This window comes from Paenibacillus sp. JGP012 (assembly GCF_014203995.1).
Classification (GTDB): Bacteria; Bacillota; Bacilli; order Paenibacillales; family Paenibacillaceae; genus Paenibacillus; species Paenibacillus silvae.
The window spans coordinates 97,308-111,946 of the sequence record NZ_JACHKG010000017.1 but is presented as its reverse complement, the minus strand read 5'-3'; the positions used below and the strand labels follow the sequence as shown (position 1 = coordinate 111,946).

The 14,639-nt window shown below is 46.6% G+C and carries 12 protein-coding genes; 11 read left to right on the top strand and 1 reads right to left on the bottom strand.

Annotation, left to right across the window (positions count from 1 at the left end; genetic code table 11):
* Window positions 1-180 precede the first annotated feature (180 nt).
* The 8 genes from HNR77_RS19625 to HNR77_RS19590 all read left to right on the top strand — a co-directional run bounded on the left by HNR77_RS19625 (window position 181) and on the right by HNR77_RS19590 (window position 9,795).
* The gene (locus HNR77_RS19625; protein WP_184187950.1) at window positions 181-2,484 is read left to right on the top strand and encodes a stalk domain-containing protein; all 2,304 of its coding nucleotides are present in this window, start codon (window positions 181-183) and stop codon (window positions 2,482-2,484) included.
* Window positions 2,485-2,823: 339 nt separating this feature from the next.
* On the top strand, window positions 2,824-3,294 hold the full coding sequence (locus tag HNR77_RS19620; protein WP_184187948.1) for a Fur family transcriptional regulator: 471 nt from the start codon (window positions 2,824-2,826) through the stop codon (window positions 3,292-3,294).
* A 2-nt stretch (window positions 3,295-3,296) separates the two neighbouring features.
* Window positions 3,297-3,551 (top strand): membrane protein insertion efficiency factor YidD, encoded by a 255-nt coding sequence (gene yidD / locus HNR77_RS19615; RefSeq protein ID WP_184187946.1) that lies wholly within the window; start codon window positions 3,297-3,299, stop codon window positions 3,549-3,551.
* A 376-nt stretch (window positions 3,552-3,927) separates the two neighbouring features.
* A complete protein-coding gene (metG, locus tag HNR77_RS19610) occupies window positions 3,928-5,994 on the top strand; it encodes a methionine--tRNA ligase (RefSeq protein ID WP_184187944.1) in 2,067 nt (688 codons plus the stop codon).
* 256 nt (window positions 5,995-6,250) lie between these two features.
* Window positions 6,251-7,312 (top strand): metal ABC transporter solute-binding protein, Zn/Mn family, encoded by a 1,062-nt coding sequence (locus HNR77_RS19605; protein WP_184187942.1) that lies wholly within the window; start codon window positions 6,251-6,253, stop codon window positions 7,310-7,312.
* A 110-nt stretch (window positions 7,313-7,422) separates the two neighbouring features.
* The gene (locus HNR77_RS19600) at window positions 7,423-8,181 is read left to right on the top strand and encodes a metal ABC transporter ATP-binding protein (RefSeq protein ID WP_111269688.1); all 759 of its coding nucleotides are present in this window, start codon (window positions 7,423-7,425) and stop codon (window positions 8,179-8,181) included.
* A gap of 49 nt (window positions 8,182-8,230) precedes the next feature.
* Window positions 8,231-9,034: a metal ABC transporter permease gene (locus HNR77_RS19595; protein ID WP_111269674.1), complete on the top strand. Its 804-nt coding sequence runs from the start codon at window positions 8,231-8,233 to the stop codon at window positions 9,032-9,034.
* Window positions 9,035-9,081: 47 nt separating this feature from the next.
* Window positions 9,082-9,795, top strand: a complete 714-nt coding sequence (locus HNR77_RS19590) for a cytochrome c biogenesis CcdA family protein (RefSeq protein WP_184187940.1) — start codon at window positions 9,082-9,084, stop codon at window positions 9,793-9,795.
* A gap of 166 nt (window positions 9,796-9,961) precedes the next feature.
* On the opposite strand, the gene splB is transcribed toward HNR77_RS19590, so the two are convergent.
* The gene (splB, locus tag HNR77_RS19585) at window positions 9,962-11,032 is read right to left on the bottom strand and encodes a spore photoproduct lyase (RefSeq protein ID WP_184187937.1); all 1,071 of its coding nucleotides are present in this window, start codon (window positions 11,030-11,032) and stop codon (window positions 9,962-9,964) included.
* A gap of 185 nt (window positions 11,033-11,217) precedes the next feature.
* Here splB and mntR point away from each other — a divergent pair, with 185 nt between their 5' ends.
* The 3 genes from mntR (at window position 11,218) to HNR77_RS19570 (ending at window position 14,603) form a co-directional block, all read left to right on the top strand.
* A complete protein-coding gene (gene mntR / locus HNR77_RS19580; RefSeq protein WP_110895316.1) occupies window positions 11,218-11,646 on the top strand; it encodes a transcriptional regulator MntR in 429 nt (142 codons plus the stop codon).
* Window positions 11,647-11,846: 200 nt separating this feature from the next.
* Window positions 11,847-13,460 carry a family 10 glycosylhydrolase gene (locus tag HNR77_RS19575; RefSeq protein ID WP_184187933.1) on the top strand — a complete coding sequence of 538 codons (1,614 nt, stop codon included), beginning with the start codon at window positions 11,847-11,849 and terminating at the stop codon, window positions 13,458-13,460.
* A gap of 141 nt (window positions 13,461-13,601) precedes the next feature.
* Window positions 13,602-14,603 carry a patatin-like phospholipase family protein gene (locus tag HNR77_RS19570; RefSeq protein ID WP_184187930.1) on the top strand — a complete coding sequence of 334 codons (1,002 nt, stop codon included), beginning with the start codon at window positions 13,602-13,604 and terminating at the stop codon, window positions 14,601-14,603.
* Window positions 14,604-14,639: the final 36 nt, after the last annotated feature.

Below are 14,639 nucleotides of genomic sequence, written 5' to 3'. Positions count from 1 at the left end.
ATCGCAGATGGGAGTTTGTTCATTTTAACAGATAACTATTTTCATAGTTTTCACTTCTATTATAAAATTTCCAATTCTAATTTAATCTTTTTAGCAACTTTTCCCGTTTCTGAGCGTCTAATCATATGACTTTTAGAGGGGATATTAATAAATGGGAGCAGAAGGAGCCAAAGACAAAGAATGAATTTGAAGAAGAAATTGTCCATACTTACCGCTTTTGCTGTTTTTCAGGCCTTTGCCGTAATTCCTGCAAATGCACAAGCGGCTGAATCAAATGAAACGACACCAGTGAATACCGCTAAAGTGAAATCCGTCGAGGTTGTAAAAAAAGAACAGCCGATTGCCGAATCCGAAGTGAAATCTGGCACAGCATCTGAACAAACAAACAATCCATCGACAAATGCAACAAGCAACACAAAACCTGCTGACAATGAAAGCACTATAGAAACAGAAACAAAACCGGAAACATCGGTTCCTTCTGCAACAGAAGTTACGCCTGTGACACCTGAAACCGGAGCTGGCGAAGAGCAGGGAACAACCGAAGAAAATGGTTCACCTGTGCCTGCTGAAGTGGAGCAGCCAACGACAGGAACAACATCCGCAGCTGCAAGCTCGGGCGGAGACCTGACTTTGTACATGAACAGCAATAAAATGGTTCAGGATGGCAAGACTTACCTGGCTGGACGGCCAATGGCCGTGAAGAATGGTGTATCGTATGTGGCTATTCGCGCACTGGTAGACCGGGTAGGCTATGATGTGAAGTATGATAATAAAACCAAAGAAACCATTATTATAAGTGGTACGGATGAACTTCGCTTCAAAACGAACAGCAATGTGTACACCGTCAACGGTCAATCCAGAACGATGAAAGGTCCTGCGTACCAGGAAAAAAACACGTTCATGATTCCACTGACGTCAATCACTCAAGCATTGAATATCACATATACCGTTAATCAGTCGGCCAAAACGGTTGTGTTGAAGCTTAACACCAAGCCGGTTGCCAGCTTTACGGTTCAGAATGAGATTTTTGCAGGGGATCAGGTCATCTATACAACAAAGAGCAGCTCCCCGAGCGGTCTGCCCATTGTCAATGAGCAGTGGACAGGACGTCAGGATTCCTTTGATCAGCCTGGAGTATACACGGTAACTTACACAGTGCAGGATTCCAGCGGTCAGTGGAGTAACCCGTTCACGCTTACGATCAAAGTCGAGCGTCCGAACCTTCCGCCGGTTGCGATGTTTACAACGGATAAGGAAGAATACAAAATGGGTGAAAAAATCACCTATATTGACCAAAGTACGGATGATGAAAATGCCATCGAAAAAAGAGAGTGGGATAACAACTCACTTGCCTTCTTTATCCCGGGACCTAAGACAGTATCTCTTACCGTTACAGATAAACACGGTTTGAGCAATACCTACACTAAAACCATCATGGTTACAGGTGAAACGCTCTACACGATGTCCGATTTCAATCAGTTGTTCACACCTGTAGGCGACAAATTCACCTTTAATGGCGGAGAAGTGCCAGCAATGGAAAAAGTACCATTTACGTACACGGATGAGCCAAGCCTGCTTATTCGCAGTAACAGCCCTGAAACCGTTAATCAGGAAGGTATCGTCTACAAGGAATCCTCCTTTGGACAGACACGTTTCATGATTCACCATGTCAACAATACAGGAAAAAGAGTAAAAATGTACGTAATTGCGACCAATAACAATCCGTATACAGCGGTATTCGAACAACAAAACATGGGCTTTGCCGGACCAACACCTTTCGCTACAGTAGCAGGTAAATTGTCCATTGATAAATGGTTCAAGTCCATGCAAACAGGTGCAGATCAGAAGAAAATCTACCTCCAGCCAGGTGAGAGCAAATTGATCCTGACTGAACTGAGCGCTACTCCGATGAAAGAAGGGCAGGTCATCTCCCTGTATTCAGACACGTTCAGTGACTACACACTTGATTACAACATCGTGATGATTGAAGAGAACAAGGACCCGATGGCTGTATTGTCATCCTTGCCTGTTCTGGATCGCGACGGCGTTCATAACCGTGGAACGTATCCGAATGCAACACGGATCATTACGTATGATCAGGAAGTAGGTTCAAAGCCTGCGCGTCTTCCATTAGGAGATAATGCAAGTGATCCAAACCTTGACGGCACAGATCCGATGGCTTTCACTATCGCTTCTAATGCCGGTAACTTCGGTGTGCTCTACAAAATCACGCTGAACAACGTTGCTCCGCGTACGCTGATTTCGTTTAATCCACGTGGAGGCAAGTATTATGGCTCCGCACTGGTCAACGGACAACTGGTACAGCTGTCGAATGACAGCCGCTCCCTGAGTGCTCCGAACGAGCAAGGTGTACTGTATCGTACAGGCTCTTATGGTGAGAGTGTGACGATTATTTTCTCCGCTGCACCAGGAAGTAACTTGCCGGTCAACCTTCTGTTCACACCACTGCCGGCTGAAAAATAATATACGACTGAGCTAATATACGACAAGCTAATTATGTACGGTTTGGAGTGAAAGCTTATATTAGATATACCCGTTCACCCCAAAAGTCACCAGAACGATTAAATGAACCATCTTCTGAACCGTCAAGAAGGACCCCATGAGAATGGGGTTCTTTCTTTATTAGCCGCATCTGTGCATGCCGGAGGCTTGCTTTACCTTATTGTACACCTTCGTTGACTATAGACTTCATTTCATGCATTATTAGAGGTATACAATCAGGGTAGAGGCAACAGCTTTTGCCAGATACTGTCGCATGATGAAGAATGCAAAATGTTTGTATGACAGGAGGTGCTTTAAATCATGCTGTCGACAGAACAGATTATAACCACCATGTCCTCACAGGGGCTTCGCATAACCGATCAGCGTAAGACACTCGCACGGTTATTTGCCGAATCTCCGGGGTATCTTACACCCAAGGACGTCTATGAATATATGGGCAAGACCTACAGTGGATTAAGCTTTGATACGGTGTACCGTAACTTGCGTGTGATGCAGGAGCTTGGTGTACTGGAGCAAGTGATTTTTGAGGATGGTGTGAAATTCAAAGCGCATTGCAGCGAAGATCACCATCATCATCACATGATTTGTTTGAAGTGTCAGAAGACATATCCTATCGTATTTTGCCCCATGCAGCTCGCCGATACTCCGGATCAATTCCAGATCGTGGATCACAAGTTTGAAGTGTTTGGATACTGTAAGGATTGTGCGGAGCATGCTCCGGCGAAGAAAGCTTCTGCGCATCAGCATGCGCACAGTCACGGGAAGAATTAACGATGAAACTTTCACGTAGAATCATGCAGGCCCCGATACGGGTGTATCGCAGCTATATTTCTCCTTTAAAGCCGCCGACGTGCCGTTTTTACCCGACATGTTCGGCGTATGCGATGGAGGCGATTGAAGTGCATGGTGCATTCAAGGGTTCACTACTCGCTGCGCAGCGAATTGCGAAATGCCATCCGTTCCACCCCGGCGGCGTAGATCTGGTTCCGCCCAAAGCGGAGAAAAAAATCGCATCTTCAGAGCAGTAATGTCTGCCTGGCAGCCAGAGCCCTTGACAATCAGGGCGGCAATTCAGTATATTTTTTGTATATGAATTTCCAGTGAAGGGATAAGTACAGACACACCCCCAGTGCAGAGAGCCGGATTAGCTGAGAACCGGTCTGGGAGGAGGATGGAAGATGGTCCCGGAGGAACCTCTTTCGAGCGTGCAATCAGCGTATGCGGTTGTCGTAAGGCTGAGGCGTGATCCAGCGTTAATGGGCGGTCGAAGGACCGGCAGAGCCTGTGTTTTGTGAGAAATGCGGGGAATTTGGGTGGTAACACGTGAGAGATACTCTCGTCCCATAGGGGCGGGAGTTTTTTGTGTTCATTTACAGGCTGAGGGATTTTTTTACAAGTTGGTACATGCAACACCTCTCAGGACATTTGAAGGAGGAGAAGTCATTCATGACGGACCAAAAAACATTTTATTTGACAACACCGATTTATTATCCAAGCGATAAGCTGCATATCGGGCATGCGTATACAACAGTAGCCGGGGATGCGATGTCCCGCTATAAACGTCTGCGCGGTTATGAAGTGCGTTACTTGACTGGAACGGATGAGCATGGTCAGAAGATCGAACGCAAGGCTCAAGAGAAAGGGCTGTCACCGCAGACTTTTATCGATGAGATCGTGGCGGGCATCAAGGATCTGTGGAACAAGCTGGATATTTCCAATGATGACTTTATTCGTACAACTGAAGAGCGTCACAAAACAGTTGTTCAGGATATCTTTGACCGATTGCTGAAGCAGGGAGATATCTACAAAGGAGAGTACGAGGGCTGGTACAGCATCCCGGATGAGACGTATTATACGGAAACGCAGCTGGTGGATGTGGAGAAAAATGAAAAGGGCGAAATTATCTCGGCCAAAAGTCCGGACAGCGGACACCCGGTTGAACTCGTCAAAGAAGAGTCATACTTCTTCCGCATGAGCAAGTATGCAGACCGTCTGCTGCAATATTATGAAGAGAACCCGGGCTTCATTCAGCCGGAGTCTCGTAAAAACGAGATGATCAACAACTTTATCAAGCCGGGTCTCGAGGACCTTGCGGTTTCCCGTACTACATTTGAGTGGGGCGTCAAAGTTAAAGGTGATCCCAAACACGTCGTTTACGTCTGGATTGACGCTTTGTCCAACTATATTACAGCCCTTGGCTATGGTTCTTCCGATGCGTCGCTGTATGACAAGTTCTGGCCTGCTGACGTTCATCTGGTGGGTAAAGAGATCGTTCGTTTCCATACGATCTACTGGCCGATCATGCTGATGGCACTGGACCTGCCGCTGCCGAAAAAAGTATTTGCCCATGGCTGGCTTTTGATGAAGGATGGCAAAATGTCCAAATCCAAAGGCAACGTTGTTGATCCGGTGACTCTGATTGACCGTTACGGCCTCGATGCACTGCGTTATTATCTGCTTCGGGAAGTACCGTTTGGTTCAGATGGCACGTTCACACCGGAAAGCTTTGTTGAGCGTGTGAATTCCGACCTGGCAAATGACCTGGGGAACCTGCTGAATCGTACGGTAGCTATGGTGGATAAATACTTTGAAGGTAAAGCTCCTGCGTTTGCCTCCAATGTAACTGCATTTGATGCATCATTGGAAGAAGCCGGCCATGCAACTGTAGAAAAAGTAGAGCAGGCGATGGAGAACCTGCAGTTTTCCGTGGCGCTTACGGCAATCAGTCAATTTGTAAGCCGCAGCAACAAATATATCGACGAGACACAACCGTGGGCTCTCGCTCGTGATGAAGCCAAACGTGATGAGCTCGCATCCGTTATGTCTCATTTGATCGAAAGCTTGCGTATTGCCTCTATTTTGCTGCAGCCGTTCCTGACTCGTGCACCGCGCAAAATCTGGGAACAGCTGGGCATTCAGGAAGGGGAACTCACTTCTTGGGATTCAGCGAAGCAGTGGGGCATCATTCCTGCCGGAAATGCGCTGCATAAAGGTGACCCGATCTTCCCGCGTCTGGATGCAGAACAGGAGATTGCCTACATCTCTGAGGCGATGACAGGTGGACAGAAGACTGCACAAGCCGATGGAAGTCAAGCAGAAGCTGCAACAGAAGCTCCAGCTGAACCTGTCGCTGCACCAGAGGTTAAGGAAGAGATCGGCATTGATGATTTTGCCAAAGTGGAGCTGCGTGTAGCCCAGGTTATTGCATGTGAGCCCGTCAAAAAGGCAGATAAGCTGCTGAAGCTGCAACTCGACCTTGGTTATGAGAAGCGTCAGGTTGTATCGGGTATTGCGAAGTTTTATTCGCCTGAAGAGATGGTTGGCCGTAAAGTCATCTGCGTGACCAACCTTAAACCGGTGAAGCTGCGTGGAGAGCTGTCTCAAGGCATGATTTTGGCAGCATCACACGGGGATCAACTGACGCTCGCTACCGTACCAGACAGCATGCCTAATGGCGCGCAGGTGAAATAATAAAGTCACACCCCACGCATTTTGCGTAATCGTACGAAGATTGTCACAAAGTTCGATGGAAGAGTGGTCCGAAGAGATTCGGGCCACTTTTTTTATGATCTAAAACAGAGATGAGCGGTAGAGAACAAGCATATATTGTTTATGAACTCTGTTCATCGGGAAAGAATGATAGGATACGAGCCTTGACAAGTATGGGCGTCTTCCCTATAATTCTTTCAGTAATGTTTACGATTAAGTGATGCGGAGTGAATTATACATGACAGTTATGCAAAAGAAAACACAGGTTCGACTGGATCGCTCCAGCCGACTCGGTAAACGGAGCACATTGAAGCTGCTGTGGAGCGGTTTGCTCATTCTCAGTTTACTGGTATTGTCCGCATGTGGACAGAATAGTGAAAACACAGCCAAAATTGTAGAGGGCAAAGTTAATGTTGTGACAACCTTTTACCCGGTATATGCGTTTACTGCAGCGATTGGCGGAGAGGATGCCAATGTTATCAATCTGCTGCCTACAGGAGTAGAGCCCCATGACTGGACACCCAAAAGTCAGGATATTGTAAATACGTCCAAGGCACAGCTGTTCCTCTATAATGGAGCAGGACTGGAAGGCTGGGTGCCGAATTTTCTGAAATCGCTGAATAATGACACCAAGGTGAAGGCAGTTGCAGTTAGTGAGGGAGTTAAACTGCTTACAGCTGAAGGGTATGACGGGCATGGACACGGTGAAGAGCATGAGGAAGAGCATTCTGAAGATCATGCAGACGAGAGCAGTAATGAACAGCAGGCTGCCGATCATCACATCGACCCTCATACGTGGGTGAGCCCCAAGTCAGCAATGATTATGGCGGAAAATATTAAAAAAAGTCTGGTGGAGGTTGATCCTGCACACAAGGATGGTTACGAGCAGCGCTACAACGAGCTTCGTACCAAGCTAGAGGCACTTGATCAGCGTTTCACCAATGAACTGGCGTCTGTGCCAAACAAAGAGATTGTAGTATCACACCAGGCCTTTGGTTATCTCGCCCGTGATTACGGCTTGACGCAGCATGCAATTATGGGACTTTCCCCGGATGCCGAACCGACAGGGCAGGACATTGTGAAGCTGGCTAAGCTGGTTAAGGATGAAGGCATCAAATATATTTTCTTTGAAGAGCTGGTATCCGACAAATTGGCGAAGACACTTGCCAGCGAAGCAGGCGTGCAAACGATGGTGTTAAATCCGGTGGAAGGTCTGACTCAGGAACAAGTAAACAATAAAGATGATTATTTCACCCTGATGCAGAAAAATTTGCAAAATCTGCTGATCGCATTACAATAAAAGAATAAGAGTATGCGTCCAGAAGTCTTTGCCGTTTGACCGGCGAAGACTTTTGGAGTGTTAAGCAACAGGTTTACGAGTTTTTATTTATTATGAAGGGCGGCTTTGCCATGCAGCAAATCATGCCACTATGTCATGATCCCATTATCGAGATTGAAAATCTATCGTTTTCCTATGGGGACCAGCGTGTGATTCAAGATCTCAACTTTATGGTCCAGCAGCGGGATTTTGTAGGAATTATCGGTTCGAACGGTGCAGGGAAAACAACGCTGCTGCGTATGCTGGTCGGACTCCTGCCTCCTGCACAGGGAGATATCAAGCTGTTCGGTCAGTCGATCCGCAAATTCAAGGATTGGAAACGGATCGGGTATGTTCCGCAAAAAAATGCATTTAATCCACTGTTCCCGGCAACAGTTCGAGAAGTGGTTATGTCCGGGCTGTACAACAACAAAAACATGTTTCGCCGTATAACACGTCAGGGACAGCAGCAGTGTGCTGATGCCATGCAGGTGATGCGGATTGAGGATATTGCGAACAAACGCATTGGGCAGCTGTCTGGTGGACAGCAGCAGCGTGTTTTTCTGGCTCGTGCACTAATTAATCACCCGGATCTGTTGATCCTTGATGAACCTACCGTGGGAATTGATGCGGAATCACAAGCCAGTTTTTTTGAACTCATTACCCATATGCATGAGCATCATCGGATGACTTTCCTGATGGTCTCTCATGATATGGATCGCATGGAGAGTTATCTGGGCTCCGAAGCCGCCCTCACGAATGGCAAGATTCATTTCCATGTTCGTCATTCGCATGAGGTAGAGGATTGTGCAGAGACTAACCTGCAGCATACTACCGCACAGGTTCGCTAGTGATGTCTGTGGGCCATTAGATAGCCAGGCCGAAGGAGTCGAGTTTGTTTTGGAGATATTATTAAGTGATTTTTTTCAGCGTGCGCTTGCAGGCGGTTTGCTTATTGGCATCACCGCTCCACTGATCGGACTATTTCTTGTATTGCGGAGACTATCGATGATTGGAGATACCCTGTCTCATGTAACGATTGCAGGGGTGGCGCTAGGTTTCCTGATTGAGGTATACCCGATTGGTGTAGGATTAATCTTTGCCGTGCTCGCCTCATTTGCCATTGAGAAGCTGCGTAAGGCATACAAAAGTTATGCGGAGTTATCCATTGCCATCATCATGTCAGGAGGCGTAGCGCTCGCATCTCTGTTCTTTACCTTAGGCAAAGGGTATAACGCAGACGTCATGAGTTATTTGTTTGGCAGCATATACACGCTGGATGCAACAGATTTGAAGCTGGTTGGAGTGGTAACTTTAATTGTTGTGGTCGTGGTGGCCTTCTTACATAAGGAGTTTTTCCTGCTCAGCTTTGAAGAGGATGCAGCCGCCGTTACGGGATTACCAGTCAGAATGCTGAATATGTTAATTACAGTGATGACGGCACTTGTGATCAGTACAGCGATTAAAATTGTCGGAGCATTGCTGGTATCGGCCCTGCTTACCATTCCTGTAGCTGTCAGTCTGCTGATGGCACGAAGCTTCAAATCGGCCATCATTCTGTCCGTAGTGATTGGGGAAATTGCCGTAGTAATCGGTCTGGTCGTTGCAGGAATCTGGAATCTCGCGCCGGGAGCAACGATTGTATTGCTGCTCATTATGATGCTGATTTTAACGATGATCGGAAAAAAAGGGTTCCGGGCCTGACGTCATGCTTATGAGCAAGCGAGCCGGAGGAAGGGAGACATTGCTTCATGCCTGATGTTAATGTATGGCTGGCTTTTCTTGCTGGCCTCGCTTCTTTTATTTCACCGTGCTGTCTTCCGCTGTATCCATCATACCTTTCATACATTACAGGAATGACCGTGCAGCAGTTGAAGGATGATCGAAATCAGCGTGAGGTACGGTTTAAAACGTTGACCCACACACTGGCGTTTATTTTCGGTTTCTCAGCTGTATTTTATTCGCTTGGACTCGGGGCTGGTTTGTTCGGAGAATTTTTCAATGATAATCGCAATCTCATCCGTCAATTGTCAGCGATTTTAATTATGCTAATGGGACTGTTTCTGTTAGGTATTTTCAAACCCCATTTTCTGATGAAAGAGCGCAAGCTTGATATGAAGTGGAAACCAGCGGGATATTTAGGCTCGTTTATTTTCGGGATCGGCTTTTCGGCAGGATGGTCCCCTTGTATCGGACCGATTCTGACAGCTATAATTGCGATGGCGGCGAGTGAGCCCTCCACGTGGTTTACGTTGATTACCGGATATACTGTCGGATTTGCTCTGCCATTTTTTGTGCTTGCCTTCTTCATTGGCTCCACACGCTGGATTCTGAGATATTCCAACATGATGATGAAGATCGGCGGAGCATTAATGCTTTTGATGGGCATATTGCTGTTCACCGATCAGATGACCAAAATAACCATTTGGCTGCAGCAGATCACTCCTCAGTGGATGATTATCTGATCTGAGGATACAACGAATCGTGGAAACAAATGACGGATAATAAAGCAGATAAAGCAGGCTGCATTGAACCAGAAGTGTTCTGGTTTCATGCGACCTGCTTTTTAATCTGGAGAATAAGGTCTATATGAATGATTTGTGATTTCTACAAAGATAATAACCCTCAGATTTAGGTGAAATAATCAATGTTGGCTAATGGAAAGTGCTCAAAGATTCGTTCGGTAATGAACTCGCGCAGTGCATCCTGCTGGTCGTCCTTATACACATATTTATATTGACCCCAGCGGCCCCATTTCATTTTGCGTTTTTCAATATCCATTTCAAGTTTGGTTTTGGGATAACGCTTCTCGATCGTGGCTTTCGCCGTTTTGGTAAAACGGTGCTGGATCATTTCGAACGTCAGATCTTTTGTGGCTTCTTCAGGAAGTGTATCCGCAAGCTTCTGCAACAATTCAGCATATCCTTCCTGCCACCCGTCATACCAGATAATTGGAGCAATAATGAATCCGAGCGGATATCCGGCATGTGCAATTTTGCCTGCAGCTTCAATCCGTTCCTCAAAGCGTGAGGTTGCAGGTTCGAAATTTTTGATAACATAATCGGCGTTGACACTGAAGCGAATACGGGTATGACCGTTGTGCTTGAGTTTTAACAGCGGATCAACATGATGATATTTTGTTACAAAACGCAAACGTCCATATTCTTCATCAGCCATAAAGCGAATCAGATCGCTCAGGTTTTCTGTAATATGCTCAAGACCGACAGGATCGGATGTACAAGCCGCTTCGAAACGTGTAATTTCAGGCATGCGTTCCTCGATATAACCTTTGGCGGCCTCGATAATTTCTTCCGTGTTGACATACACGCGAACGTATGGCTTGGCACCTAACGTGGTTTGAAGATAACAATAATGGCAGTGGCCCATACAGCCGGTTGAGATGGGAATTGCATATTCAGCAGAAGGCTTGGACTGGTCAAATTTGAGCGTTTTGCGCACGCCGACTACTAAGGTACGCTTGGCCATACGGTACTTCTCCTGCTCGGTCTCACCCGGCAGATTGGTAATCCGGTTATGAGAAGTTGTCATCTGATAAGGGATGTTTTGAGACGTTACCCATTCCATGATGCGTTTGCCTTTTTCATATTCCAGCGCGCCGGGTTCAAAATATACCAAATCGGGAATAAAGGGTTTAGTGCCTTTTGCTTTTCGAGCAGGGGGCCGGGCAATTGTAGTGCTCACAGAAACACTCCTTTCATGTGAAACTGGGATTAGTTTGCCTCGAATGCGGTAAAGTAACGCCTGCCAAATCCTTGTGTGCATTCGGACTGAAGGGTGTAGGACTTGCCAATGCGTATTGATAACATGTATCATTAGAAGATAGGGACCCGGACGTAATGCCGGTCAGAGAGAAGAGAGGGAAGCAGATGCCAACGCCCAGTATGGAAGACTATTTGGAGCGTATTTACAAATTAATTGATGAAAAGGGCTATGCTCGTGTGTCTGATATAGCTGAAGGACTGGAAGTACATCCTTCATCCGTGACAAAGATGATCCAAAAGCTGGACAAGGACGAGTACCTGATCTATGAGAAGTACCGCGGGCTGGTACTGACGCCAAAAGGGAAAAAGATGGGCAAACGGTTGATGGAGCGCCATCATCTGCTGGAGCAGTTTTTGACTACCATCGGTGTACAGGAAGAGAACATTTACAACGATGTGGAGGGTATTGAGCATCATCTGAGCTGGGACTCTATTACTTGTATCGAGTCATTGGTGGAATATTTCCGTCAGGATGAGAGCCGCTTGCGTGACCTCAAAAATATCCAGGAAATTATGAGTAACACGGAATCTTGAGTCATGAATGAAGTTATATCATAAACAAAGAGATGCTTCCTGCCATTGATATGGTGAGAAGCATTTTTGTTATGTTCATCTGAATATGATCCAAGATCATTCACCAACATTTGGTCAATTTCGCAACTAAATCGCTTTACCAAGCGTCTATTAAACTAGTAGATTTTACCGCAAATTTAATGATGCTGGAGGATTGGTTGATGAAATTGCGTAAAGGATTATTGCTTCTGCTTATTTTTGTACTCGGTTTGCAGACAGCAGGATTGACTGCCCAGGCAGCTGCTCAGAAGGAAATTTCGATCTTTCTGGATGGTCAGCGTCTGGAGTCGGATGTGTCCCCTTATATTCTACCCAAGGTAAATGTAACGATGGTACCGCTGCGGGTGATCAGCGAAGGGTTGGGGGCTTCGGTTTTATGGTCTCAGGCAACTCGTACGGTAACGATTCAGAAATCTGATTCGGTCATTACGATGACCAACGGACGTCAGCAGGCGACAGTGGACAACGCGATTGTAAATCTGGATGCATCTGTGCAATTAAAGCAGGGGCGTGTGATGGTTCCGATTCGCTTTGTAAGTGAAAATCTCGGCATTCAGGTAAACTGGAATCAGGCGTCTCAGACCATTGATCTGTACACAGGGAATGGAACAGCACCAATACCAGAGCCAGAACCTACACCAGCCGTTCCGGCAGAGCCAGGCGGTGCGGTAACCCCGGCTTCAGATGAAATGCGCGGAGCATGGATTTCGACCGTTAACGGGGATTGGCCGTCTTCTGGAGCCAAAGGCAATGCAGACAAGCAGAAGCAGGAGTATACGAGCCAGCTTGATCAATTGAAGGCTATGGGCATCAACGCTGTATTTGTTCAAGTAAGAGCAAATGCAGATGCAATCTATCCTTCGAATTTGGTGCCTTGGAACAGTGTGCTGACGGGAACACAAGGGAAAGATCCTGGTTATGACCCGCTCGCCTTTATGATTGAGGAAGCACACAAGCGTGGTCTGGAATTCCATGCCTGGTTTAATCCATTCCGGGCGACGAATTCGGCAACAACATCCAATCTGGCAGCAAACCATATTTCCAAGCTTCATCCAGACTGGATTGTAAATGCGGCTGGCAAGCTATATATTAACCCGGGAATCCCGGAAGCAAGACAGCATATTATGGATACCATTATGGAAGTGGTAAACAACTACAACATTGATGGCGTGCATCTGGACGATTACTTCTATCCATCCAATGTAACGTTTAACGATGATGCTGCATTCAAAACGTATAATACATTAAATACAACAGATCGTGCGGCTTGGCGCCGTGACAATATTAATCAGTTTGTGCAGCAGCTCGGACAGAATATTCATCGTGTCAAAGCTAACGTGGAATACGGGATCAGCCCGTTCGGTGTATGGCGTAACAAGGCCAATGATCTGACCGGATCGGACACCAAAGCGGGTGTGACGGCTTATGACAGCATGAATGCGGATGTGCGGACGTGGATCAAACAGGGCTGGATTGATTATGTGGCACCACAAGTGTACTGGAGCATGACCCTCAGTGCTGCAAGGTACGACAAGGTCGTGGATTGGTGGGTTAATGAGGTAGCCAATACCAAGGTGAAACTGTATATTGGTCATTCCCCGTACAAACTGGGAACGCCCGAAATTGGATGGCAAACCTCACAGGAGATTATTGATCAACTAATCTATAACGAGAAGTATCCGTCCATTGGTGGAGACATTTATTTCAGTTCGCAATATTTGACGAAGAACCCGCTTGGTATCATTGAACGTTTGAAAGCTTATTACGGTCTGTAAGATATCGAAAGTATTTTTACCAAATGAACATATATTGCAATTGATCTTATTCATCTGCATATCATGGTTATATGACCAACCCCTGTTCTCATACAGTGGCAGTAGAAGCATGGCTGCCTGGAGAACGGGGGTTTTTGGGTTATGTTAATTAATGGAGTGTTTGAGGGCGGAGGCGTGAAAGGCATTTCGCTGGCAGGTGCGGTACAGGGAGCACAGGACTGCGGAGTTCAATTTAATCGGGTAGCTGGCACATCGTCCGGCTCGATTGTTGCAGCTTTGCTTGCGGCAGGTTATCGGGCTGAGGAAATGAAGGTTATTATAGAAAGCACACCGTTTGCTTCGCTGCTGCAGCGTTCACCTATTTTTAATGCACGCTGGATTGGACCTGCGGCAAGACTGTTTTTGAAAAAGGGACTCTACTCTGGAGAAGCGCTTGAGTCATGGATTCGCAAGATGCTGCTGCAGAAGGGGATACGTACATTTGCGGATTTGCCGCCGGGCAAGCTGCTCATTACTGCATCAGATATATCCAACGGCAGCATTCTTGTGCTGCCGGATGACATTCGTCGGTTCGGTATTGAACCGTCTAAACTGGAAGTGGCCAAAGCGGTACGCATGAGCTGCAGCATACCTTACTTTTTCGATCCGGTGGTCATACGCAAGTCACCCGTCATGTCCAAAGGGCTTCCTTTTCAGGATCAGTTTGTATATGTGGTGGATGGAGGATTGTTAAGTAATTTTCCGCTATGGCTGTTTGACGGAGAGCGCTCAGAAGAGGGTGAGGACATTATTCCGGTTGTTGGCTTTAAGATGGTGGGCAAAAACGAAGTGCAGCCTGCACGGATCAAAGGACCGCTTACCATGCTGCAGGCGCTCGTTGAAACCATGCTCACTGCACATGATGAGCGATACATTGAGCAGATTAACCGCTTCCGAACCGTCAAAATTCCTACGTTAGGCATTAAGCCTACACAGTTTAATTTGTCAGTTCAGGACAGCACGAATTTATTTCGTTCCGGCCTCGTTGCAGGAAGAGAATTTTTTAATGCATGGAACATGAAAATATACAACGAGCAATTAGAGAAGCAGCGCAAAGAGCAGCGGAAGAAAAAAGCAGATGCTCCACCTCTTGTTCCCGTATGAATATTGTGCTAAAGGTTAGGATTGTACACTATTTAT

What these genes read in the sequence shown, in the direction of transcription:
- metG (WP_184187944.1), top strand. Translation starts at nt 3,928, where the DNA reads ATGCAACACCTCTCAGGACATTTGAAGGAGGAGAAGTCATTCATGACG.
- HNR77_RS19620 (WP_184187948.1), top strand. Translation starts at nt 2,824, where the DNA reads ATGCTGTCGACAGAACAGATTATAACCACCATGTCCTCACAGGGGCTT.
- HNR77_RS19605 (WP_184187942.1), top strand. Translation starts at nt 6,251, where the DNA reads ATGACAGTTATGCAAAAGAAAACACAGGTTCGACTGGATCGCTCCAGC.
- HNR77_RS19600 (WP_111269688.1), top strand. Translation starts at nt 7,423, where the DNA reads ATGCAGCAAATCATGCCACTATGTCATGATCCCATTATCGAGATTGAA.
- yidD (WP_184187946.1), top strand. Translation starts at nt 3,297, where the DNA reads ATGAAACTTTCACGTAGAATCATGCAGGCCCCGATACGGGTGTATCGC.
- HNR77_RS19570 (WP_184187930.1), top strand. Translation starts at nt 13,602, where the DNA reads ATGTTAATTAATGGAGTGTTTGAGGGCGGAGGCGTGAAAGGCATTTCG.
- mntR (WP_110895316.1), top strand. Translation starts at nt 11,218, where the DNA reads ATGCCAACGCCCAGTATGGAAGACTATTTGGAGCGTATTTACAAATTA.
- HNR77_RS19590 (WP_184187940.1), top strand. Translation starts at nt 9,082, where the DNA reads ATGCCTGATGTTAATGTATGGCTGGCTTTTCTTGCTGGCCTCGCTTCT.
- HNR77_RS19575 (WP_184187933.1), top strand. Translation starts at nt 11,847, where the DNA reads ATGAAATTGCGTAAAGGATTATTGCTTCTGCTTATTTTTGTACTCGGT.
- HNR77_RS19625 (WP_184187950.1), top strand. Translation starts at nt 181, where the DNA reads ATGAATTTGAAGAAGAAATTGTCCATACTTACCGCTTTTGCTGTTTTT.